General features: G+C 70.9%; 22 protein-coding genes. 21 read left to right on the top strand and 1 reads right to left on the bottom strand.

Features of this window, described 5'->3' with window-relative positions; translation table 11 throughout:
• Nucleotide 1 precedes the first annotated feature (1 nt).
• The 11 genes from AC1DVZ_RS01695 to AC1DVZ_RS01745 all read left to right on the top strand — a co-directional run bounded on the left by AC1DVZ_RS01695 (nt 2) and on the right by AC1DVZ_RS01745 (nt 10892).
• Nucleotides 2-3040 carry a helix-turn-helix transcriptional regulator gene (locus AC1DVZ_RS01695; protein WP_477616449.1) on the top strand — a complete coding sequence of 1013 codons (3039 nt, stop codon included), beginning with the start codon at nt 2-4 and terminating at the stop codon, nt 3038-3040.
• Nucleotides 3041-3191: 151 nt separating this feature from the next.
• The gene (locus AC1DVZ_RS01700) at nt 3192-4007 is read left to right on the top strand and encodes a helix-turn-helix transcriptional regulator (RefSeq protein WP_477616450.1); all 816 of its coding nucleotides are present in this window, start codon (nt 3192-3194) and stop codon (nt 4005-4007) included.
• Nucleotides 4004-5425, top strand: coding sequence for a Fe-S cluster assembly protein SufB (gene sufB, locus AC1DVZ_RS01705; RefSeq protein WP_477616451.1), 1422 nt, complete (start codon nt 4004-4006; stop codon nt 5423-5425). Before AC1DVZ_RS01700 ends, sufB begins: the two co-directional genes overlap by 4 nt.
• Nucleotides 5422-6624 carry a Fe-S cluster assembly protein SufD gene (sufD, locus tag AC1DVZ_RS01710; RefSeq protein WP_477616452.1) on the top strand — a complete coding sequence of 401 codons (1203 nt, stop codon included), beginning with the start codon at nt 5422-5424 and terminating at the stop codon, nt 6622-6624. Before sufB ends, sufD begins: the two co-directional genes overlap by 4 nt.
• Nucleotides 6621-6977, top strand: coding sequence for a non-heme iron oxygenase ferredoxin subunit (locus AC1DVZ_RS01715; RefSeq protein WP_477616453.1), 357 nt, complete (start codon nt 6621-6623; stop codon nt 6975-6977). Before sufD ends, AC1DVZ_RS01715 begins: the two co-directional genes overlap by 4 nt.
• A 25-nt stretch (nt 6978-7002) precedes the next feature.
• Entirely contained in the window at nt 7003-7761 is a 759-nt protein-coding gene (gene sufC / locus AC1DVZ_RS01720) for a Fe-S cluster assembly ATPase SufC (RefSeq protein WP_477616454.1), read from the top strand.
• Nucleotides 7762-7790: 29 nt separating this feature from the next.
• Nucleotides 7791-9089 (top strand): SufS family cysteine desulfurase, encoded by a 1299-nt coding sequence (locus tag AC1DVZ_RS01725; RefSeq protein WP_477616455.1) that lies wholly within the window; start codon nt 7791-7793, stop codon nt 9087-9089.
• Nucleotides 9089-9604: a Fe-S cluster assembly sulfur transfer protein SufU gene (gene sufU, locus AC1DVZ_RS01730; protein ID WP_477616456.1), complete on the top strand. Its 516-nt coding sequence runs from the start codon at nt 9089-9091 to the stop codon at nt 9602-9604. The genes AC1DVZ_RS01725 and sufU overlap by 1 nt, the downstream gene beginning before the upstream one ends.
• Nucleotides 9601-9930 (top strand): metal-sulfur cluster assembly factor, encoded by a 330-nt coding sequence (locus tag AC1DVZ_RS01735; protein WP_477616457.1) that lies wholly within the window; start codon nt 9601-9603, stop codon nt 9928-9930. Before sufU ends, AC1DVZ_RS01735 begins: the two co-directional genes overlap by 4 nt.
• Nucleotides 9864-10475: an acVLRF1 family peptidyl-tRNA hydrolase gene (locus AC1DVZ_RS01740; RefSeq protein WP_477616458.1), complete on the top strand. Its 612-nt coding sequence runs from the start codon at nt 9864-9866 to the stop codon at nt 10473-10475. Before AC1DVZ_RS01735 ends, AC1DVZ_RS01740 begins: the two co-directional genes overlap by 67 nt.
• Nucleotides 10476-10541: 66 nt before the next feature.
• Nucleotides 10542-10892, top strand: a complete 351-nt coding sequence (locus tag AC1DVZ_RS01745) for a hypothetical protein (protein WP_477616459.1) — start codon at nt 10542-10544, stop codon at nt 10890-10892.
• 67 nt (nt 10893-10959) lie between these two features.
• On the opposite strand, the gene ypfJ is transcribed toward AC1DVZ_RS01745, so the two are convergent.
• Nucleotides 10960-11886, bottom strand: coding sequence for a KPN_02809 family neutral zinc metallopeptidase (gene ypfJ, locus AC1DVZ_RS01750; RefSeq protein WP_477616460.1), 927 nt, complete (start codon nt 11884-11886; stop codon nt 10960-10962).
• Between the two features lie 152 nt (nt 11887-12038).
• Between ypfJ and AC1DVZ_RS01755 the strand changes: the two genes are divergently transcribed.
• From AC1DVZ_RS01755 to AC1DVZ_RS01800, 10 genes are all read left to right on the top strand, one after another.
• Nucleotides 12039-13640 (top strand): ABC-F family ATP-binding cassette domain-containing protein, encoded by a 1602-nt coding sequence (locus AC1DVZ_RS01755; protein ID WP_477616461.1) that lies wholly within the window; start codon nt 12039-12041, stop codon nt 13638-13640.
• 168 nt (nt 13641-13808) lie between these two features.
• Entirely contained in the window at nt 13809-15485 is a 1677-nt protein-coding gene (locus AC1DVZ_RS01760; RefSeq protein ID WP_477616462.1) for a nitrite/sulfite reductase, read from the top strand.
• A complete protein-coding gene (locus AC1DVZ_RS01765) occupies nt 15482-15685 on the top strand; it encodes a hypothetical protein (RefSeq protein ID WP_477616463.1) in 204 nt (67 codons plus the stop codon). Before AC1DVZ_RS01760 ends, AC1DVZ_RS01765 begins: the two co-directional genes overlap by 4 nt.
• Nucleotides 15682-16449: a phosphoadenylyl-sulfate reductase gene (locus tag AC1DVZ_RS01770; protein WP_477616464.1), complete on the top strand. Its 768-nt coding sequence runs from the start codon at nt 15682-15684 to the stop codon at nt 16447-16449. The genes AC1DVZ_RS01765 and AC1DVZ_RS01770 overlap by 4 nt, the downstream gene beginning before the upstream one ends.
• Nucleotides 16446-17378 carry a sulfate adenylyltransferase subunit CysD gene (gene cysD / locus AC1DVZ_RS01775; protein WP_477616465.1) on the top strand — a complete coding sequence of 311 codons (933 nt, stop codon included), beginning with the start codon at nt 16446-16448 and terminating at the stop codon, nt 17376-17378. Before AC1DVZ_RS01770 ends, cysD begins: the two co-directional genes overlap by 4 nt.
• Entirely contained in the window at nt 17378-18730 is a 1353-nt protein-coding gene (locus AC1DVZ_RS01780; protein WP_477616466.1) for a sulfate adenylyltransferase subunit 1, read from the top strand. Before cysD ends, AC1DVZ_RS01780 begins: the two co-directional genes overlap by 1 nt.
• Nucleotides 18727-20058: a uroporphyrinogen-III C-methyltransferase gene (gene cobA, locus AC1DVZ_RS01785; RefSeq protein ID WP_477616500.1), complete on the top strand. Its 1332-nt coding sequence runs from the start codon at nt 18727-18729 to the stop codon at nt 20056-20058. The genes AC1DVZ_RS01780 and cobA overlap by 4 nt, the downstream gene beginning before the upstream one ends.
• A gap of 10 nt (nt 20059-20068) precedes the next feature.
• Entirely contained in the window at nt 20069-20794 is a 726-nt protein-coding gene (locus tag AC1DVZ_RS01790) for a sirohydrochlorin chelatase (protein WP_477616467.1), read from the top strand.
• Complete coding sequence (locus AC1DVZ_RS01795) at nt 20791-21579, top strand: enoyl-CoA hydratase/isomerase family protein (RefSeq protein WP_477616468.1); 789 nt, start codon at nt 20791-20793, stop codon at nt 21577-21579. Before AC1DVZ_RS01790 ends, AC1DVZ_RS01795 begins: the two co-directional genes overlap by 4 nt.
• Nucleotides 21580-21765: 186 nt before the next feature.
• Nucleotides 21766-23634 carry an ABC transporter ATP-binding protein gene (locus AC1DVZ_RS01800; protein WP_477616501.1) on the top strand — a complete coding sequence of 623 codons (1869 nt, stop codon included), beginning with the start codon at nt 21766-21768 and terminating at the stop codon, nt 23632-23634.
• The last annotated feature ends 7 nt before the right edge of the window (nt 23635-23641 follow it).

The raw sequence follows: 23641 nt of genomic DNA on the forward strand, positions 1-23641 counted from the left end.
CATGGCGACCACGCTCGACGTCCGCGCCCACCGCGGCGACAGCCAGGCAGCGACGCCCCGCAACCTCGAAACCCACGACACCCTGTCGGACCCCTCCGACATAATCGGTGTCGTGGGTTTCGAGCGTTCGGCAGCCGGGTTGTTCGTCGGACGTGACGACGAGGCGACCAGGCTCGCCGCCCTCCTGGGCATCGACGGGCCGAGTGGCACCGGCCTCGTGCTGCTGTCCGGCGACGCCGGGATCGGCAAGACCCGCATCCTCGCCGAGGTCGCGGCGCGTGCCAGGGCCCAGGACTGGACGGTCCTGGTCGGGCACTGTCTGGGTGAGGCCGGCCAGTCCCTGCCCTACCTGCCGTTCATCGAGGTCCTCGGACGACTCGAGAGCACGTCGCCAGAGCTTCTCGACCGCGTCCTGTCGGCTCACCCCGGGCTCTCCCGGTTGGTCCCGTCCCGCCGCACCGAGCCCAACCCCGACGACCCCGCGGACGCGGCGATCGACCGGGGCGACCTCGTCGAGGCGGTCCACGCGGCGCTCGACGACCTGGCCTCCGACGCGCCGATCCTCCTCGTGGTCGAGGACGTCCACTGGGCCGACCAGTCCTCGCGCGACCTGTTGACCTTGTTGTTCACGCGAGGGTTCGCTCGGCGGGTGAGCATCGTGGCGTCCTACCGCAGCGACGACCTGCACCGGCGCCACCCGCTGCGGACCACCCTCGCTCACTGGTCCCGGCTGGCCGAGGTCGAGCGGCTCGACCTGGCCCCCCTCGCCGACGACGCCGTCCGCGAGCTGGTCCGCGGGCTGCAGACCCAACCGCTCCCCGAGGACCAGGTGCGCCAGGTGGTCGAGCGGGCCGAGGGCAATGCGTTCTTCGCCGAGGAGCTGGTGGCCGCGACGGCGCTCGGAGGGTCCGGACTGGCCGAGGACCTGTCCCGTCTGCTGCTGGTGCGCTTCGACCAGCTCGGCACGGCCGGTCAGCACGTGGTCCGGGTGGCCTCGGCGGCCGGCCGGCACGTGTCGCACCGGCTGCTCGCGGCGGTTGCGGGTCTCGGCGAGGCCGAGCTGGACGCGGGTCTGCGTGACGCGGTCGAGCACCACGTGCTGGTCCCCACGGACAGCGGGGGTTACGCCTTCCGCCACGCACTGCTCGGCGAGACGGTCTACGACGACCTGTTGCCCGGCGAGCGGGTGCGCGCCCACGAGAGGTATGCCGCGGCGCTGGCGCAGGACCGCTCGCTCGGGACGTGGGCGGAGCTGGCGCGGCATGCCAGCGCTGCGGGCCAGCGCGAGCAGGCGCGCGAGGCCAGTGTGCAGGCGGGGGACTCAGCCCTGCGCATGGCCGGGCCGGAGGAGGCCTTCCGGCACTTCAAGAACGCCCTGGCCCTGATGCCCGAGAACGACCCCGACTGTGACGCGCTCACCTTGCGAGCGGCCGCGGCCGCCACGGCGGTCGGGCGCGTCCTCAAGGCGCTCGAACTGCTCGAGGAGCGACTTGCCCGCCGGGGCCCACGCGCCGACCCGGCCGGGCGTGCCGAGCTGTTGGCCGCCCTGGCGACGACGGCGCGGATCACCGAGAGCACGCTCGACACGCTGGCGGCGACCAAGGAGGGCCTCGGCCTGCTCGACGGCGTCGACGAGGACCACCCCCAGATTCGGGCCCGGCTGCTCGCGGCCAAGGTGCAGGCCCTCGCCGACCGTGGCCGCGACGGCGAGGCGATCGCCGCCGTCGACGAGGCGGTCGCTGCCGCCGAGGCGTCCGGGCTGCACGACGTGGCCGACGAGGTGCGGGTGGTGGAGGCGCGCATCCTCGAGCGGGCCGGCGACCCCGAGACCTCACGGGCGACCCTCGAGCGGATCATCGCGACCTCCCGGACCCCCGGCGACCCGGCCGAGGTCCGGGCCTATCACCACCTCGGCTGGCTGCACCACCGTGCGGGACGGCTCGACGAGGCCGTCGACGTCTACCGGCGTGGGGTCGAGCGCGCCCGCGGCGCTGGTCGGCCGTGGGCCCCCTACGCCTTCGACGGGCGGTTGCTGGCGGGGATAGCTGCCTACGAGCGGGGACGGTGGGCGGAGGCCCTCGACATCCTCGACGTCTCGAGCGAGGTCCCGCCCGAGCCTGCCCGGTCCATGCTCATGGGCGCACGCATGTACGTCGCGGCGGCCAAGGGTGACTTCGCTGCGGTGGCGGGATTCGAGGTGTCCCGGGCGTGGTGGGAGCAGGAGGGGCTCGTCCCGCTGCTGGCGGGCAGTGCCGCCATCGACCTCTACGGTCACGCCGACGACCTCGCGTCGGCAATCAGGGTGCACGACGAGGTGGTCGAGGTGCTGACCCGCGTCTGGTACCCCCTGTTCCAGGGCCAGCTGCGGCTGGACGCCTTGTTGCTCGGCCAGCTGGGCAGCCACATCCAGCGGGTGCCGACCTCTGATCGGGCCGCCCTGGTGTCGCGGGGCGCCGCGCTCGCCGAGTCCGCCTCGCAGGTCTGGGACCAGGCGACGTCGCGCCCCGGCAACGACGGCCCGGAGTCCACCGCCTGGCGGGCCCGCGCCCGGGCCGAGGCACTGAGGCTGGAGTGGCTCGGCGGCGCGGACGTCGACCCCGTGCCACTCGTGGAGGCCTGGCAGGGCGCGGTCGACGCCTTCGACACCTACGGACACCCCTACGAGGCGGCGCGGTCACGGGCGCGCCTGGGCACCGTCCTCAAGTCGACCGGTGACCCCCGCGGCTCGGACGAGCTCAAGGCCGCGCTCGAGGTGGCCCAGCGGCTCGGGGCCGAGCCGCTGAGGGCCGAGATCCGGCTCGGCGGGGGAGTTCGGTCCGCCCCGAAGGCGGCCTCCCGGCAGGGCGAGGCGCTCACCACCCGCGAGGCCGAGATCCTCGCGCTGGTGGCCCTCGGCCGCAGCAACCGGCAGATCGGCACCCAGCTGTTCATCAGCGCCAAGACGGCCAGCGTGCACGTGTCCAACATCATCGCCAAGCTCGGGGTGACCGGGCGAGGCGAGGCCGTGGCCGTCGCGCGCGAGCGCGGCCTGCTGGGCTGACCGTCGCAACCACCGCACTCCTGGCCACCCGTGCGGCACGCCGTGGCGTTCGGGGCGGCTGCGCCCGCCACAGGTGGCCAGAAGTCGAGGGCGGCGAGGTTAGGTTCACCTTGCTTTCCATGGCGCGGGGTATTTACGTAACATCGGCGTTGTGAATATCCCGGTTCCCGTCGCGACGACCCAGGTGGCCCCTGCCGCCCTGGAGTCACGCACGCGCGACCGGATCCTCCAGGTGATCAGCGAACGCGGGCCCATCACCGCCGCGACGCTCGCCCTCGACCTCGGGCTCACCGCCCCCGCCGTCCGTCGTCACCTCGAGAACCTCGAGGATGCCGGCCTCATCGCCGCGCACGAGGTGGCCCCCGGTGTCCGCGGTCGCGGCCGTCCCGCACGCTCGTTCGTGCTGAGCGACGCCGGTCACCAGGGCCTCGAGTCCGACTACGACCACCTCGCCACCGAGGCGCTGCGGTTCATCTCGCAGGAGTCCGGCGAGGGCGCGGTGCGCCGGTTCGCCGAGTCCCGCGTCGCCGAGCTCGAGGGCCGGTATGCCGCCGAGCTGGCTGCCGCCGGCCCCGGCACCGCCGCTCGCGTGGACGCCCTCGTCGGCGCCCTCACGCGTGACGGCTTCGCCGCCTCGGCCCGCCCCGTGGGTGAGCCGGGCTCCGCGAGCCCGTTCACCGGCATACAGCTCTGTCAGGGGCACTGCCCCGTCCAGCACGCGGCGCGGGAATTTCCCCAGTTCTGCGACGCTGAGACAGATGCGTTCTCGCGCCTGCTCGGCGTGCACGTGCAGCGCCTGGCGACCCTCGCCCACGGAGACCACGTGTGCACCACCTTTGTTCCGACCAGCACTGCCATCCCCACCAGCAACGTCGCGACGAGCAACGCCCCCACTGAGCCCGCCATGCCCGACCACACCACAACTGTCACCACCCCTGTCACCACCACAGAAGGGTCCACGCGATGAGCACCAACATCGAGGAGCGCAACCCCGGTCTGAAGGACCTGGGCCGCTACGAGTACGGCTGGTCCGACAGCGACTCCGCTGGCGCGACCGCCAAGCGTGGCCTCAACGAGGACGTCGTGCGCGACATCTCCACTCGCAAGAACGAGCCGCAGTGGATGCTCGACCTGCGCCTGAAGTCGCTGCGCCTGTTCGGCAAGAAGCCGATGCCCAACTGGGGCTCCGACCTCACCGGCATCGACTTCCAGAACATCAAGTACTTCGTGAAGTCCACCGAGAAGCAGGCCACCACGTGGGACGAGCTCCCCGAGGACATCAAGAACACCTACGACCGGCTCGGCATCCCGGAGGCCGAGAAGCAGCGCCTCGTCTCCGGTGTCGCGGCCCAGTACGAGTCCGAGGTCGTCTACCACCAGATCCGTGAGGACCTGGAGGAGAAGGGTGTCATCTTCGTCGACACCGACACCGGCCTGCGCGAGCACGAGGACCTGTTCCGCGAGTACTTCGCGTCGGTGATCCCCGCCGGTGACAACAAGTTCGCCGCGCTCAACACCGCCGTCTGGTCGGGTGGCTCCTTCATCTACATCCCGCCGGGCGTCCACGTCGACATCCCGCTGCAGGCCTACTTCCGGATCAACACCGAGAACATGGGCCAGTTCGAGCGCACCCTGATCATCGCCGACGAGGGCTCCTACGTGCACTACGTCGAGGGCTGCACCGCGCCGATCTACAAGTCGGACTCGCTGCACTCCGCGGTCGTCGAGATCATCGTGAAGAAGAACGCCCGCGTTCGCTACACGACCATCCAGAACTGGTCCAACAACGTCTACAACCTCGTCACCAAGCGGGCGACCGCTGCCGAGGGCGCGACGATGGAGTGGATCGACGGCAACATCGGCTCCAAGGTCACGATGAAGTACCCGGCCGTCTTCCTCCTCGGCGAGCACGCCAAGGGCGAGACGCTGTCCATCGCCTTCGCGGGCGAGGGCCAGCACCAGGACGCCGGCGCCAAGATGGTCCACGCCGCTCCGAACACCTCGAGCACCATCGTCTCGAAGTCGGTGGCCCGAGGTGGTGGGCGCACGTCCTACCGGGGTCTCGTGCAGATCCTCGAGGGCGCCCACGGCTCTCGCTCGAGCGTGGTCTGCGACGCCCTGCTGGTCGACACGATCAGCCGCTCCGACACCTACCCCTACGTCGACATCCGCGAGGACGACGTGACGATGGGTCACGAGGCGACCGTCTCCAAGGTGTCCGAGGACCAGATGTTCTACCTCATGTCCCGCGGGATGACCGAGGAAGAGGCCATGGCCATGATCGTGCGCGGGTTCGTCGAGCCCATCGCGCGTGAGCTGCCCATGGAGTACGCCCTCGAGCTCAACCGCCTGATCGAGCTTCAGATGGAAGGAGCCGTAGGTTGAGCCTGCTGGCCCAGAAGAACCCCGAAGCGCCGGCGGGGTCCCACGAGGACTCCGCCGCCGCATTCGTCCCCGACCAGTCGCGGGCCGAGCGCAAGACCTCGTATGCCGTGGACGACTTCGCCGTCCCCGGTGGCCGAGAGGAGGCGTGGCGGTTCACCCCGGTGGACCGGCTGTCCGCGCTCTTCCACGTCGCGCCGACCCAGGCCGACAAGGTCAGCGTCGACATCCAGGCACCGGCCGAGGTGACCACCTCGCTGGTGGACCCGAGGTCCGCCGGCGTACTGGTGCCCGCCGACCGCGTCGCCGCGGTCGCGTGGGCCGGTGAGGCGCAGGCCACCCAGGTCAGCATCCCCGCCGAGGCCGAGCTCGCCGAGCCGGTGCGGATCACCGTGACGGCGACCGACCTCGCCCGCGTCAACGGCCACCTGGTCATCGACGCGGGGCACCACAGCAAGGCCACCGTCGTGCTCACGCACCGCGGTTCGGCCGAGTGTGGCGCCAACGTCGAGATCAAGGTCGGTGACGGCGCGGACCTCACCTTCGTCACGGTGCAGGAGTGGGACGACGACGCCCACCACGTCACCCAGAACGACGCCCTCATCGGTCGCGACGCCCGGTTGCGCCACATCGCCGTGACCCTCGGCGGCAAGGTCGTCCGGGTCTCGACGAACGCCCGCTACTCGGGTCCCGGTGGCTCCTTCGAGGGGCTCGGCGTCTACTTCGCCGACGCCGGTCAGCACCAGGAGCACCGCCTCTTCGTCGACCACGAGGCGCCGCACTGCCACTCCAACGTCGAGTACAAGGGCGCGCTCCAGGGCGACACCGCCCACACCGTGTGGGTGGGTGACGTCCTCATCCGCGCCAGCGCCGAGGGCACCGACACCTACGAGCTCAACCGCAACSTCGTGCTCACCGAGGGTGGTCGCGCCGACTCCATCCCGAACCTCGAGATCGAGACCGGCGAGATCGTCGGCGCCGGACACGCCTCGGCGACCGGTCGCTTCGACGACGAGCAGCTGTTCTACCTCATGGCGCGCGGCATCCCCGAGGACGTCGCCCGCCGGCTGGTGGTGCGCGGGTTCTTCGCGAGCATCGTCGCCCGCATCGGGGTTCCCGAGATCTCGGACCACCTCATGGAGGTCATCGACGCCGAGCTCGGCGCGGTGCCCGGCATCGGGGCGATCGAGGCCGTCGCGTGAGCGCCGTCTCCGAGATCGTGCCCGACGAGGCCGAGTTCGTGCGGGTCTGCCGCGTCGACGAGCTCCCCGAGCGGGGCGCGGCCGCCGCCGACATCAACGGCACGGTCATGGCGATCATCCGCACCGAGAGCGGCGAGATCCACGCCGTGGACGACACCTGCAGCCACGCCAATGTCTCGCTCTCCGAGGGAGAGCTGGACGGCTGCACGCTTGAGTGCTGGCTGCACGGCTCCCGGTTCGACATCCGCACCGGCGAGCCCTCCGGGCCGCCCGCGATCGTGCCGATCAACGTCTACCCCGTGCGGGTCGTGAACGACGAGGTCTTCGTCAGCCCGACCCCCCTCAACGTCTGACAAGAAGAAGGAAAACGAGAACCCCATGGCAACACTTGAGATTCGTGGCCTGACCGTCACCGTCGCCGTCGAGGACGGCACCAAGGAGATCCTGCGCGGGGTCGACCTCACCGTGAAGTCCGGTGAGACGCACGCGATCATGGGCCCCAACGGCTCGGGCAAGTCCACGCTGGCCTACTCGATCGCCGGCCACCCCAAGTACACGATCACCGGCGGCACCGTCACCCTCGACGGTGAGGACGTCCTGGCCATGAAGGTCGACGAGCGCGCCCGCGCCGGGCTCTTCCTCGCCATGCAGTACCCCGTCGAGGTCCCCGGCGTGACGGTCAGCAACTTCCTGCGCACCGCCAAGACCGCCATCGACGGCGAGGCTCCCAAGCTGCGCACCTGGGTCAAGGACATGAAGGGCGCGATGGAGGCCCTGCGGATGGACCCCACCTTCGCCGAGCGCAACGTCAACGAGGGCTTCTCCGGTGGCGAGAAGAAGCGGCACGAGATCCTCCAGATGGAGCTGCTCAAGCCGTCCATCGCGATCCTGGACGAGACCGACTCCGGCCTGGACGTCGACGCCCTGCGCGTCGTCTCCGAAGGTGTCAACCGCGCCAAGGAGAACAGCGAGGTCGGCGTCCTGCTCATCACGCACTACACGCGGATCCTGCGCTACATCAAGCCCGACTTCGTGCACGTCTTCGTCGACGGCCGGATCGTCGAGGAGGGTGGCCCCGAGCTGGCCGACCGCCTCGAGTCCGAGGGCTACGACCGCTACCTCGCCACCCAGGCCTGAGCGCCACGCCCAGCCACGCGGCATACGCCATGAGCGCAACGACCTTCAGCGACGGGGAGCTGGCCCGCATCCGGGCCGGGTTCCCGATCCTGTCGCGCACCGTCCGCGACGGGAAGCCGCTGGTCTACCTCGACTCTGGTGCCACGTCGCAGCGGTATGCCGGTGCGCTCGACGTCGAGCGCGCGTTCAGCGAGCAGGTCAACAGCGCGGTGCACCGCGGTGCGCACCAGCTGAGCGAAGAAGCCACCGACGCCTACGAGGGCGCCCGCGCGAAGGCTGCGCGGTTCGTCGGGGGAGCGGACGACGAGGTGGTGTTCACGAAGAACGCCACCGAGTCGCTCAACCTCGTGGCCTACGCCTTCTCGAACTCCGTCGCGGGACAGGTCAAGGACCCACGCCTCGACCTCGGCGAGGGTGACGAGATCCTCGTCACCGAGATGGAGCACCACGCCAACCTCGTGCCCTGGCAGGAGCTCGCCCGGCGCACCGGCGCGACCCTGCGCTGGATCGGGGTCACCGACGACGGGCGGCTCGACCTCGACGGAGTGCACGGTCCGGCCCTCGGTGAGCTCCTCACCGAACGCACCAAGGTCTTCGCGTTCACCCATGTCTCCAACGTGCTCGGCACCATCAACCCGGTGCGCGAGCTCGCTTCCGCCGCGCGGGCCGTCGGTGCCCTCACGGTCCTCGATGCCTGTCAGTCGGCGCCGCACCTCGCGGTCGACGTGGCCGACCTCGGTGTCGACTTCGCGGCCTTCTCCGGCCACAAGATGTTCGGTCCGACCGGGGTCGGGGTGCTGTGGGGTCGCGGCGAGCTCCTGCACGCCATGCCACCGTTCATCACCGGCGGCTCGATGATCGAGACCGTGCGGATGGAGACGACCACCTACGCCCCGCCGCCCCAGCGGTTCGAGGCCGGTTCGCCCAACTCGGCGCAGGCCGTCGGGCTCGGTGCCGCCATCGACTACCTCGACGAGCTGGGCCTGGACCGCATCGCGGCCCACGAGCACGCGCTGACCGAGCGTCTCCTGGCCGGTCTGGCGCAGCGGCCGTGGGTGCGCATCGTCGGCCCCGCCGAGGCGGTCGACCGGGTCGGTGCCGTCGCCTTCGACGTGCAGGGGGTCCACGCCCACGACGTGGGGCAGGTGCTCGACGACCAGGGCGTCGCCGTCCGCGTCGGACACCACTGCGCGTGGCCGCTGCACCGCCGGATGGGCGTGACTGCGACGACTCGCGCCACGCTCGCGGCCTACAACACCCCGGCCGAGGTCGACACCATGCTCGACGCCCTCGACCGCGTCCCGGCGATCTTCGGGGTGGCGAGCTGATGGACCTCTACCAGGAGCTCATCCTCGAGCACTCCAAGCGCCCTCTGCACGCCGGGCTGCGCGAGCCCTTCGAGGCCGAGGTCCACCACGTCAACCCGACCTGCGGTGACGAGGTGACGCTCCGCGTGCACGTCGAGGGCAGCGGCGCCGGCGCCGTCGTCAAGGACATCTCCTACGACGCGCTGGGCTGCTCCATCTCCACCGCGTCCACGAGTGTGCTGGCCGACGAGGTCATCGGGCACACCCTCGCCGAGGCGATGACCACCCACGAGGCGATGCGCACGATGCTCACCTCCAAGGGGGCCGACCCGGGCGACGAGGAGGTCATCGGTGACGGGGTCGCCTTCGCGGGGGTCAGCAGGTACCCAGCGCGGGTGAAGTGTGCTCTGCTGGGATGGATGGCCTTCACCGACGCGTTGCACCAGGCAGGCCACGACACCAACAGCAGTGACACGAACGGCAGCACGACCAGCAGCACGAGTACCGACACGGCAACCAGCAAGGACAAGTCATGAGTGAGACGACCACAGCCTCCCCCAACGTCGCGGACGTCGAAGAGGCCATGCGCGACGTCGTCGACCCCGAGCTCGGGATCAACGTCGTCGACCTCGGCCTGGTCTACGGCATCACGGTGGACGCGCAGAAGCACGCAGTCCTCGACATGACGCTCACCTCGGCGGCCTGCCCGCTGACCGACGTCATCGAGGACCAGACGCAGCAGGCCCTCGAGGGGCTCGTCGCGTCCTACCGCGTCAACTGGGTCTGGATGCCGCCGTGGGGCCCCGACAAGATCACCGACGACGGTCGCGAGCAGCTGCGCGCCCTGGGGTTCAACCTCTGACCGGTCCCAGGCCGAGAGTCGTCGACGTCGCCCCTGAACGGCTTGACGGCTGGCTGGAGCGGTTTGCCGCCAACAACGCGGACTCCGCGTCGCCCCAGCGCATCACGGGACGTGAGGAGTTCTCGCACGACCCCTTGGGCGTGCTGCTCATCCGACGCGGTGGGTATGCCGTGGGGCTGGCACGCGGGGCGGGGTTCACCGAGTCCAAGGTGGGCACGCGACACGTGCAGTCACGCACGGCCGCCGGAGGCTGGTCCCAGCAGCGCTTCGCCCGGCGACGTGGCAACCAGGCCGACGAGCTGGTCCGTGCGGTGGCCGAGCACACGCTGAGGATCCTGCCGCGCGGCATACCCGCTGGGCTGGTGGTCGGCGGCGACAAGGCGCTGGTCCGCGCGGTCCTGGACGACGTGCGGCTCGCCCACCTCGACGCCCTGCCACGCCGCGAGCTCTACGACCTGCCCGACCCTCGTCGGGCCGTCCTCGAGGACGCGCTCTACCGTGGCCGTGCGGTGCGCATCACGATCCAGGACGACCCCGAGGCCTGACCCGGTGGCGTGACCCGGTGGCGTGATCCGGTGGCGACATCGCCCGGGCTCAACCACCATGGGGGCATGGCCAAGTACGCCGTGAACCCCGATGCCGTCGCCCACCTGCGTGACCTGATCGACAAGAAGCAGTACGTCCTCGACAGCGACTGGGGCGAGGTGCAGCCGGACGCCGAGGCGCAGAACGCGTACCTCGAGCACCACTCGTGGGACGACTACGCCGCCTGGCACCTCGGGCTGACCGAGGGCGCCAATGACGAGACCAAGGCGCGCTACGCGTTCGTGGCCGGCGACCTCCGCCGGGTCCACCGGACGGCGCTCATCGCGTGCGTCTACCGTGCGTCGGAGTGGCGCCACAAGGACGTCGAGCTGGCCGCCCACGACCTCCTCCAGCGGCTGGACGAGGTGTCCGGCTAGGTCACCCGAGGTGTCCGGCTGGGTCACCCGAGGTGTCCGGCTGGGTCACCCGAGGTGTCCGGCTGGATCACTCGACCGTGGCGGCGGTGAGGGTGTCGCAGCGGTTGAGGTCGCCCGTCTCGTAGCCGGTGGTGAACCACTTCTGGCGCGCGGCGGCCGAGCCGTGCGTCCAGGACTCGGGACTCACCCGGCCCTGGGTCTTCTCCTGGATGCGGTCGTCGCCGACCGACGATGCCGCCGAGAGGGCGTCCTTGATGTCCTGGTCGGTCAGCGGCTTCAGGAACGCCACCTCGCCGCCCTTGGTGCTCTCACCCTTGGTCTCGGTCACGTGGTTGGCCCACACACCGGCGAGGCAGTCGGCCATCAGCTCGATGCGGACGCCGCCGCTCTGCTCACCCTTCGGGTCCTTCTGGGCCTCGTCGAGCAGCCCGAGGATGTCCTGGATGTGGTGGCCGTACTCGTGCGCCACGACGTACTCCTGCGCCAGGGGGCCACTGCTGGACCCGAACTGGGTCGAGAGGATCTCGAAGAAGCTGACGTCGATGTAGACCTGCTTGTCGAGCGGGCAGTAGAACGGGCCGACCTGGTTGGACGCCGTGCCGCAGGCCGACTGGGTGGACCCGTTGTAGACGATCGTCTTGGCGGGCGTGTACTCGCGCTTGTACCGCTTGAGCTCGTTCGTCCAGAAGACGTTGAGCGACTGGACCGTGGCGACGACCCGGCACTCGTCGCTCTTGTTGGCGTCCGCTCCGGTCTTGCAGTCCTTGAACGCGGCAGCGTCCTCCGTCCCGCCTGGCTGGACCGAACCCTGATCGGCGGAGCCGCCACCGGGGTTGGTCGGAAGGTCGCTCGGGTTGATCCCGAAGATCAAGGCGATGATGAGCAGGATGATGCCGCCGATGCCGCCGCCGACCACCGCACCACCGGGAGCGCCGCCACTGCCGCCGGACCCGACCCCGGAGGTGTCGATCTTGACGTCGTCGTTGAAGCTCATCTGGCCTCCGCGGTCGTGGGGGCGTGGGTGCCCCCGTGCAGCTGTACTGGTCGGACAACTCTGCCGGTTAGACTAGTGATCTCAGCCCCTGAGCGGCGCAACCGCAACTCGTCGGAGCGCCCACCCCCACCTGTGATGTCTGGAGTTCCGTCGTGATTGCCGCCAGTGGGATCGAGCTGCGCGCTGGGTCCAGGCTCCTGCTCGACGGCGCGACGTTCCGGATCGCCGCCGGAGACCGGGTCGGGCTCGTGGGCCGCAACGGTGCAGGCAAGACCACCCTGACCAAGGTGCTGGCGGGGCAGGGACAGCCCGCGGCCGGCTCGGTGACCTCCACCGGCGAGGTGGGCTACCTCCCGCAGGACCCGCGCACCGGTGACCTGCACGTCCTGGCCCGCGACCGCATCCTGTCGGCCCGCGGTCTCGACCGCATCATCAGGCAGATGCGCGAGGCCGAGGGCGCGATGGCCAGCGCCGACGACGAGACCCGAGACAAGGCCATGCGTCGCTACTCGCGCCTCGAGGGTGAGTTCACCGCCCAGGGCGGGTATGCCGCGGAGTCCGAGGCTGCGACCATCGCCAGTGCGTTGTCGCTCGAGGAGCGGGTCCTGGGCCAGTCTCTGGGCACCCTGTCGGGTGGACAGCGCCGCCGGGTTGAGCTGTCGCGGATCCTGTTCTCCGGCGCCGCCACGCTGCTGCTCGACGAGCCGACCAACCACCTCGACGCCGACTCCATCGGCTGGCTGCGCGACTACCTCAAGGGCTACCAGGGTGGGCTGGTGGTGATCAGCCACGACGTCGAGCTGCTCGACGCCGTCGTCAACCGGGTCTTCCACCTCGACGGCAACCGCGGCGAGCTCGACCTCTACAACGTCGGCTGGAAGCCCTACCTGCAGCAGCGCGAGACCGACGAGCGGGCCCGCAAGCGCGAGTACGCCAACGCCACGAAGAAGGCCGCCGCCCTGATGGAGCAGGCCGAGAAGATGCGGGCCAAGGCCACCAAGGCGGTCGCGGCCCAGAACATGATCAAGCGCGCCGAGCGGCTGATGGCCAGCGTCGAGGGGGAGCGGACCAGCGACAAGGTCGCCAAGCTGCGCTTCCCGGATCCTGCGCCGTGCGGTCGCACGCCCCTTCGCGCCTCGGGCCTGTCCCGGTCCTACGGCAGCCAGGAGGTCTTCACCGACGTCGACCTGGCCATCGACCGAGGGTCCCGCGTGGTGGTGCTGGGCCTCAACGGTGCCGGCAAGACGACCCTGCTGCGCATGCTCGCGGGAGTCGACACCCCCGACACCGGCCAGGTCGAGCCCGGCCACGGCCTCAAGCTCGGCTACTACGCCCAGGAGCACGAGAACCTCGACGTCACGCGCAYGGTCCTGTCCAACATGAAGTCGGCCGCGCCCGACTCGTTCGGCGAGACCGAGGTCCGCAAGGTCCTCGGGTCGTTCCTGTTCAGCGGCGACGACGTCGACAAGCAGGCCAGCGTGCTGTCCGGTGGCGAGAAGACCCGGCTCTCGCTGGCCATGCTGGTCGTCTCCAGCGCCAACGTGCTGCTGCTCGACGAGCCCACCAACAACCTCGACCCGGCGTCGCGCGAGGAGATCCTCGGCGCACTGCGCACCTACAAGGGTGCGGTGGTCCTCGTCACCCACGATGAGGGCGCGGTGGAGGCGCTCGAGCCCGAGCGCATCCTGCTGCTGCCCGACGGGGTCGAGGACCACTGGGGCCAGGACTACCTCGACCTGATCTCCCTCGCCTGACCCCTCAAGTCTGCTAGCAGACCTTGGGCGTCTCAGCGCACGTTGCGACCTCTGCTGAGCGAGCGAAATGCTGCTAGCAGAGGTGAGGAATCCCTGCTTGGCGGGTGGGCATTGAGGTCGAATAATGGACGGTTATGCAATCCATAACAGGATTGGCACAATGGTTGGGTGACGCAGACCCCCACGCGCCCCCAGCGGCAGGCAGGCAAGGCCACTGGCGCCTGGGCCGACGGCGACCGCACGCCACTGAACGCCAACGAGGAGTTCAAGCAGGCCGATGACGGCCTCAACGTGCGAGCGCGGATCGAGGACGTCTACTCCAAGGAGGGGTTCGCCTCCATCTCGGCCGAGGATCTGCGTGGGCGGATGCGCTGGTGGGGGCTCTACACCCAGCGCCGGCCCGGCATCGACGGCGGCAAGACCGCCACCCTCGACCCCAGCGAGCTCGACGCCGAGTTCTTCATGCTCCGGGTCCGCAGCGACGGCGGCGCGCTCGACGGCGACCAGCTCCGCACGGTCGCCCGGATCAGCACCGAGTTCGCGCGTGACACGGCCGACATCACCGACCGGCAGAACATCCAGCTGCACTGGATCCGGGTCGAGGACGTCCCCGAGATCTGGAAGCGCCTCGAAGCCGTCGGCCTGACCACGGCCGAGGCCTGCGGCGACACCCCTCGCGTCATCCTCGGCTCCCCGGTGGCCGGCATCGCCGCCGACGAGGTGCTCGACGGGAGCCCCGCCGTGCGCGAGATCCTCGAGCGCTACATCGGCACCCCCGAGTTCTCCAACCTGCCGCGCAAGTTCAAGACCGCCATCTCCGGCAGCCCGAGCCTGGACGTCGCCCACGAGGTCAACGACATCTCGTTCGTCGGTGTCCAGCACCCCGAGCACGGTCCCGGGTTCGACGTGTGGGTCGGTGGGGGACTGTCCACCAACCCGATGTTCGCCCAGCGCCTCGGCGTGTGGGTCTCGCTCGACGAGGTGCCCGAGGTCTGGAAGGGCGTCGTCTCGATCTTCCGCGACCACGGCTACCGCCGGCTGCGCAACCGTGCCCGGCTGAAGTTCCTGATGGCCGACTGGGGCCCGGAGAAGTTCCGCGAGGTCCTCGAGACCGAGTACCTCGACCGCACCCTCACCGACGGGCCCGCGCCGCTTCCGCCGTCCGCCCACCGTCGTGACCACGTCGGCGTGCACGCCCAGCAGGACGGCAGCTTCTGGGTCGGGGTCGCCCCCATCGCCGGCCGCGTGAGCGGCACCACCCTGTATGCCGTCGCGGAGCTGGCCTCGCGCCACGGCTCGGGTCGCGTGCGGCTCACCGCCCACCAGAAGCTGCTCGTGCTCGACGTCCCCCAGGGTGAGGTCGCGGCGCTCACCGCGGGCCTGGACGACGTCGGCCTGCCGACCTCGCCCAGCGAGTGGCGGCGCGGCCTGATGGCCTGCACCGGCATCGAGTTCTGCAAGCTGGCCCTGGTGGAGACGAAGGCCCGGGCCCACACGGTCATCGCCGAGATGGAGCGTCGGCTGCCCGACTTCGACGTGCCGTTCTCGATCCACATCAACGGCTGCCCGAACTCGTGCGCCCGCACCCAGGTCGCCGACGTGGGCCTCAAGGGCATGGTCCAGACCGACGACGACGGCAACCTCGTCGAGATCTTCCAGGTCCACCTCGGCGGCGGGCTCGGCACCGAGCCACAGCTGGCCCGCAAGACCCGTGCCCTCAAGGTGCGCGCCGAGGACCTGCCCGAGTACGTCGAACGGCTCGCGGGACGGTTCGTCGCGCAGCGAGAGGGCGAGGAGTCGTTCGCGCACTGGGCCCATCGCGCCGAGGAGGACGACCTCCGATGAGTGACGAGCCCCGCGCCGGCGTCATCTACTACTGCCCGTTCTGCGCCGAAGAGGACCTGCGTCCGGTGGAAGAGCCCCGGGGCGGCTGGCGTTGCAACGCGTGCGCCCGGGTGTTCACGGTCCAGCTGGCCGCCCTCGACACCACCCGGATCCCGGGCCGCCTCCGGGAGGAAGCCGAGCTGCAGGGAGGTAAGCCATGACCGCCGTCACCAGCGACACCCGCCCAGCCGACGCGCTGCGCGCACTGGCCGACGAGGGCGGTGCCCGGTTCGCCGCGCTCGAGGCGAGCGGCGTCGAGACGTCCGGCGACGCGGCATACGAGCACCGTGTGGAGCTGGCCCGTGAGTCCCTGCGCTGGGCGCAGGAGACGTTCGGCGAGCACCTCACGGTCGCCTCGTCGATGGGCGACGAGGTGCTGGTGCACCTCGTGGGCACCACGATCCCGGGCGCCGACGTGTTCTTTCTCGACACGGGCTACCACTTCGCCGAGACGCTGGGCACCCGCGACGCCTACGAAGCCATGCTGCCCATCACGATCCGCACCATCCTGCCCCTGCTCACCGTGGCCCAGCAGGACGCGAAGTACGGCGAGAAGCTGCACGACCGCGCCCCCGACCAGTGCTGCGCGATGCGCAAGGTCGAGCCGCTCAACCGGGCCCTCTCGACGCACCAGGCCTGGGTGACCGGCATGCGACGGGTGGACGCCCCGACCCGCACCGACATCGGCATCGTGGGGTGGGACGAGCGGCGCGAGATGGTCAAGCTCAACCCCATCGCGGGGTGGACCGACGACGACGTGGACCGCTACGTCGAGGAGCACGGGGTGTTCCTCAACCCGTTGCGGCAGGAGGGCTACGCCTCGATCGGCTGCGCGCCCTGCACCCGTCCCGTCGCCGTGGGCGAGGACGCCAGAGCCGGCCGCTGGGCAGGCAAGGACAAGACCGAATGCGGGCTGCACACATGACGACGACCACTGCCGCGCGGGCGCTGCCCGCCGAGTACACCCTTGACCACCTGGACCACCTCGAGTCCGAGGCGATCCACATCTTCCGCGAGGTCGCGGGGGAGTTCGAGCGCCCGGTGATCCTCTTCTCCGGTGGCAAGGACTCGGTCGTCATGGTGCACCTGGCGCTCAAGGCCTTTGCTCCGGCGGCGCTGCCCTTCGCCCTGCTGCACGTCGACACGGGGCACAACTTCCCCGAGGTGCTCGACTACAGGGACGCCACCGTCGAGCGGCTGGGAGTGCGACTCGTGGTGGCCCACGTGCAGGACTACATCGACGACGGCCGGCTGCGCGAGCGCGCCGACGGCACGCGCAACCCGCTGCAGACGGTGCCGCTGCTCGACGCGATCGAGGCCGGCAAGTTCGACGCCGTCTTCGGAGGCGGGCGACGCGACGAGGAGAAGGCCCGCGCGAAGGAGCGCGTGTTCAGCCTCCGTGACTCCTTCGGCGCCTGGGACCCGCGCCGCCAGCGGCCGGAGCTGTGGGACCTCTACAACGGCAAGCACGCGGTCGGCGAGCACGTGCGCGTCTTCCCCTTGTCCAACTGGACCGAGCTCGACGTCTGGCGCTACATCGAGCGTGAGGGCATCGCGCTGCCCGACCTCTACTACGCCCACGAGCGCGAGGTGTTCGCCCGCGACGGCATGTGGCTCGCCCCGGGCGAGTGGGGTGGGCCGAAGTCGGGGGAGGGCGTCCAGACCCGCACCGTCCGCTACCGCACCGTGGGCGACATGAGCTGCACCGGCGCGGTCGACTCCGACGCCACCGACGTGGCCGGCGTGATCCTCGAGCTGGCGGCGTCGCGGCTCACCGAGCGCGGTGCGACGCGGGCCGACGACCGGATGTCCGAGGCCGCCATGGAGGACCGCAAGAAGCAGGGGTATTTCTGATGGCCACGACCCAAGCACAGACACCGGTGACCACCGTCGAGGACCCGTCCGCCCCGGCGCGCCGCCACGACCTGCTCCGGCTGGCGACGGCCGGCTCGGTCGACGACGGCAAGTCGACGCTGGTCGGGCGGCTGCTCTACGACACCAAGTCGGTGCTCGCCGACCAGCTCGACGCGGTCGAGCGGGTCAGCCGCGAGCGGGGCCTCGATGCCGCGGACCTCGCGCTGCTCACCGACGGCCTTCGGGCTGAGCGGGAGCAGGGCATCACCATCGACGTGGCCTACCGCTACTTCTCGACGGCGACCCGGTCGTACGTCCTCGCGGACACTCCCGGCCACGTCCAGTACACCCGCAACATGGTCACCGGAGCCTCGACCGCCGAGCTGGCACTGATCCTGATCGACGCCCGGCACGGCGTCGTCGAGCAGACGCGGCGTCACCTCGCGGTCACGGGGCTGCTGGGAGTCCGTCACGTGGCGGTCGCCGTCAACAAGATGGACCTCGTCGACTGGTCGCAGCAGCGTTTCGACGACATCGTCGCCGAGTTCGCCCGTCACGCAACGCGTTTCGGCATCGAGGACGTCGCGGCCGTGCCTGTCTCCGCCCTGTTCGGCGACAACGTCGTGGACCGCTCGGACCGCGCTGCGTGGTACACCGGACCTACCTTGCTGGAGCACCTGGAGTCGGTGCCGGTCGGCACCGATCCCTCGGCCCAGCCCTTGCGCATGCCGGTCCAGTACGTCATCCGTCCCCGGAGTGCCGAGCACCATGACTACCGCGGGTATGCCGGTCGGCTGGCTTCCGGCGTGGTCCGCCCCGGCGACGAGGTCGTCGTCCTGCCCGGCGGTGGCCGCACCACCGTGGCCGGGATCGACCGGGCCCGTGGGGACGGTTCCCTCGAGGCGCTCGAGGTGGCGTTCGCCCCCCAGTCCGTGGTGCTGCGCCTCACCGACGACATCGACGTCTCGCGCGGGGACCTGCTGGCCACCGCTGACGAACCCAGCCTGACGACGCGCAACCTCGCAGGCACCGTGGCGGTGCTGTCCGAACGCCCCCTGCGCCAGCGCGACCGCGTCCTGCTGCGTGTCGGAACCCGCACCGTGCGTGCGCTGGTGGACGACATCGTGGACCAGCTCGACATCGCGACGATGGAGCACCGGGCCGCGCCCGACGGCCTGGCACTCAACGCCATCGGCCGGGTCCGCATCCGCCTCGCCGACGACATCGCCGTCGACGACTACCGAGCGCTGCGCCGCACCGGTTCCTTCCTGCTGATCGACGAGGCCGACGGCTCGACCCTGGCGGCGGGCATGGCCGACGCCCCGGACCGCAACGTCGGAGAGGGCATCTGATGACGGCGCCCAGCTACCCCCTGACGCTCGACCTGACGGGGCGCCGGGTGGTCGTCGTCGGGGGCGGGCCGGTAGCCGCCCGCCGCACCGCCGGACTTCTGGAGGCCGGGGCAACGGTGGACCTCATCGCGCCGTTCGTCTGCGAGGACCTGGCGGCGTTGGTCTCGGCCGGGCGTGTCGACTGGCAGGAGCGCGACTACCTGCCCGGCGACCTGACTCTGAAGGTTCGTCCGGGCCAGGACCCGGAGGATCCTTCAGAGTMGTCGTCGGCGGCGTCAGACCCCGCGTGGTTGGTGCACACGGCGACCGGCGACCCGCTCGTCGACGCCCAGGTCGCCCGCGAGGCCGATGCGGCGCGCATCTGGTGCGTCCGGGCCGACGACGCCACGGCTTCGACCGCCTGGACACCTGCTGTGGCGCGGGGAGCCATCGGCACGGCCAGCGACGGGCTCGTCGTCGCCGTCAGCGCCGGTGGCGACCCCCGCCGCGCGACCGCGGTCCGCGACGCCGTGCTGGCCGCCCTCGACAGCGGCACCCTCCCGGTGCGTCGGGTCCGGCGTGACGGCTCCGGGGAAGGCGCGCCCGCTGCGGTCGGCAGGGTGGCCCTCGTCGGTGGCGGGCCCGGCGCCGACGACCTCATCACCGTCCGTGGTCGCGCCCTCCTGGCCGCTGCCGATGTGATCGTGACCGACAGGCTCGGCCCGCGCGGGCTGCTCAGCACCGTGGCGGCCGACGTCGAGGTCATCGACGTCGGCAAGACCCCCGGCAACCACCCCGTCAGCCAGTCCCGCATCAACGAGCTCCTGGTCCACCACGCCCAGCTCGGCAAGCGGGTGGTGCGCCTCAAGGGCGGCGACCCGTTCGTCCTGGGCCGTGGTGGGGAGGAGGCGCTGCACTGCGTCGAGCACGGTGTCCCCGTGGAAGTCGTCCCCGGGGTGACCTCCGCGGTGTCGGTGCCGGCCGCCGCAGGAATACCCGTGACCCACCGCGGGATAGCAGCGTCCTTCGTCGTGGCCTCGGCCCACGAAGGCGCCGAGCACGTGCTGGCCGCAGCGGCCGATGCCGCTCCCGACGCCACGCTCGTGCTGCTCATGGGCGTCACCCGGCTGGCCGAGACGGCCGCGGCCCTGATCGCCGCCGGCCGCCCCGCCGACACTCCGGTGGCGCTGGTGGAACGCGGCTGGACCCCGGAACAGCGCACGACGACCACCACGCTTGCCGATGCCGCCCGCGACGCGGTGGCGGCCGGAGTGCGGGCCCCCGCGGTTGTGGTGGTGGGCCAGGTCGTCAGCCTGCGGGACCGGCTCGGCGACCTGTCGGGGGAGTAGCGTCACCCGCGTGACCACCGAATCCGACATCGTCCTGCTGGCGCACGGGTCGCCGGACCCACGGCACGCCCAGGGCGTCGAAGCCCTCGCCACGCACGTCCGCGCGCTGGTCCCGCACCGGCCGGTCCACACGGCATACCTCGACCACCACCCGCCCAGCCCGAAGGACGCGGGAGTGGCCCTCGGCACGCACGCCGTCGTCGTGCCGGTGCTGCTCACCCCCGCTTTCCACGCCAAGGTCGACGTGCCCACGGCCGTCGACGACCTGACGCAGGCCTCCGGCTCACAGGTGTCCCTCGCGTCCCCACTCGGCCCGCACGAGCTGCTGCTCGACGCAGCCGAGGAACTCCTTGCCGCACAAGGGATTTCGCCCGATCCCACAACCGCCGTGCTCCTGTATGCCGCGGGCTCCAGCGACAGTGACGCCGTCGCCACCGTGGGACGCACCCTTGCCGAACACCCCCGCGAGGGGTGGGGTCCGTGGGGCGTGGCAGCGCTCGAGGGTGGCTCGAGCATCGACCAGGTGCTGCGACGGCTCCCCGACGAGGTCGACCGGACCGTGGTGGTGTCGTTCATGGTCGCCGAGGGGATCCTGCGCGACCGGATGGCGCAGCACTGTGGACGCGCCGGGGTGTCCATGGTGGCGGGGGCCCTGGCTCAGACATCCGCCGTGGCGCACCTCGTGCTGGAACGGGCGGACAGCGTCCTGGAGAGGGCGGATAGCCTGCCCGCGTGAGCGATGCAGCCAAGCCCCACCCGCACCTGACCGTCACGCGCGACGGCGCCGTCCTCACGGTGAGCCTCGACAACGCGGCCCGTCGCAATGCCCAGACGCCCAGCCTGTGGGCGGCCCTGGCAGCCGTTGCGGCGGACCTCGACCCCTCTGTGCGAGTCGTCGTGCTGCGCGGCGAGGGACCCTCGTTCTCGGCTGGGCTCGACCGGGGCATGCTCGCCCCGGGCGGGGTCCCGGGTGAGGTCGACATGATCGCGATGGCGGCCGACAGTGCCGAGGCTGCCGCAGAGGTCATCGAGGACTTCCAGCGAGGGTTCTCGGCCTGGGCCGCGGTGCCGGCGGTGGTCGTGGCCGCCGTCCAGGGACACGCGATCGGTGCCGGGTTCCAGCTGGCGCTGGCGGCAGACCTGCGGGTGGTGGCCGACGACGTGCAGTTCGCCATGAGGGAGACCTCGCTCGGCCTGGTGCCCGACCTGGCCGGGACGACGCCCCTGGTGTCGCTCGTCGGCGTGGCGCGGGCGCTGGAGATCTGCGCCACCGGCCGCTTCGTGGGGGCATCCGAGGCCGTCGCCATCGGGCTGGCCAACGTCGCCGTGCCGGTGGAGGCCCTCGAGGCCACGACGGCCGACCTGGTGGCCGCCCTCCTGGCTGCCCCCGAGGCCGCCCTGCGCGAACTGAAACCGTTGCTGCACAGCGCGGCGTCGACCGATCGCGACACCCAGCTGCGCCTCGAACGCGAGGCCCAGGGGCGGTTGCTGCACGGCCTCGCAGGGCTGCTGTCTCGCTGAACACCCCTCCGTCCGGCGTCGCGGTCGCCGGTCCGGTCTGTGCCCACGGGGTTGCGCGCTCGGCGCAATGTCGGTGGCCCGCGCCATCATGGGGAATGCGCCGTCGCGAGCACGGTGTTCCACCGCCATGAGCAGAGGAGACGTCAGCGTGAGCAGAGGAGAGGTCAGTTGAGCCACTCGGGCTGGATGGCCATGCGTTCGCTGACCCGCGACGACTCCGTCAAGGACCGCAAGCTGGCGCCCGGCACCGCCAAGCGAGTCGGGTCCTACGCGCGACCGTTCCGACGCGAGATCGGACTCTTCCTCGTCCTGGTGATCATCGACTCGGCTCTCGTCGTGGCCACGCCGCTCCTGCTCAAGGAGCTGATCGACAAGGGCATCACCCCGCGTGACCGTGGGGTCGTCATCGAGCTGGCCCTCGTGGTGGCCGCCCTCGCGGTCGTCAGCGGGGCGCTGACCCTCGTGGAGCGCTGGTACTCCAGCCGCATCGGTGAGGGCCTGATCTACTCCCTGCGGGTCGAGGTCTTCTCCCACGTGCTGCGGCAACCCATCGCGTTCTTCACCCGGGCCCAGACGGGAGCCCTGGTGAGCCGCCTCAACAGCGACGTCATCGGTGCGCAGCAGGCGTTCACGTCGGTGCTCTCGAGTGTGGTCAGCAACGTCGTGTCGCTGGTCCTGATCATCGTGACGATGGCCACGCTCTCGTGGCAGCTGACCCTCGCGTCGCTGGCCCTCGTGCCGTTCTTCCTGTTGCCGGCGCGGCTCATGGGCAGGCGCCTGGCCGGGCTCGCCCACGCGCAGATGGGCCTCAACGCCGACCTCGGCTCGCGGATGACAGAGCGCTTCAACGTCGCCGGCGCGTTGCTGGTCAAGCTCTTCGGTGAGCCGGCCCGCGAGGACCGGGAGTATGCCGCGCAGGCGGCCGGCGTGCGCGACATGGGCGTGCGGATCTCGATCAACCGCAGCATCTTCTTCGTCGCCCTGACACTCGTGGCGTCACTGGCGACGGCGATGGTCTACGGGTTCGGCGGCCTGATGGCCGTCAGCGGCGAGCTGTCGATCGGCACGCTCCTCGCCCTGACCGCGCTGCTGGCCCGGCTCTACGGCCCCCTCACGTCGCTGTCCAACGTGCGGGTCGACGTCATGACCGCGTTGGTGTCCTTCGAGCGGGTCTTCGAGGTGCTCGACCTGCAGCCGCTGGTGACCGAGCGTCCGGATGCCCGACCGCTGCCGCTGAGCCCTGTCCGGGTCGAGGTCGAGAGCGTGGCGTTCCGCTACCCCTCGGCCGACGAGGTGTCACTCGCCTCGCTGGAGAGCGTTGCCGCCGGCGACCGCAAGGGTGGTGGTGTCGTCCTGCGCGACATCAGCTTCGAGGCGCAGCCAGGACAGCTGGTGGCCCTCGTCGGTCCCAGTGGGGCAGGCAAGTCGACGATCACTGCCCTCCTTGCGCGCCTCTACGACCCCTCCACCGGCACGGTGCGCATCAACGGCGTCGACCTGCGCGAGGCCACCCTGGCGTCCGTCGCCCAGACGGTGGGCATGGTCACCCAGGAGGCTCACCTCTTCCACGACACGATCCGCGCCAACCTGACCTACGCCGCGCCGGACGCCACCGACGACCAGCTCGTCGCGGCTCTCAAGGCGGCCCAGGTGTGGTCGCTCGTGGGCTCGCTCCCGGAAGGGCTGGACACGGTGGTGGGCGACCGCGGCCACCGGTTGTCCGGCGGCGAGAAACAACGCCTGGCGCTGGCGCGCCTGTTGCTCAAGGGGCCGGGGTTGATCGTCCTCGACGAAGCCACCGCCCACCTCGACAGCGAGTCCGAGGCGGCGGTCCAACGGGCGCTCGACACGGCTCTGCGTGGCCGCACGGCGATCGTGATCGCGCACCGGCTGTCCACGGTTCGCGGGGCCGACCAGATCCTCGTCGTCGACGAGGGACGCATCGTCGAGCGCGGCACCCACCGCGAGCTCATCGCGCGTGGTGGCCTCTACAACGACCTCTACACCACGCAGTTCGCCGACCAGGAGACGCGCAGCAGCGACGTCCCCGCCTGAGGCAGGG

The sequence above is a fragment of the Pedococcus sp. P2_E5 genome (assembly GCF_056403895.1).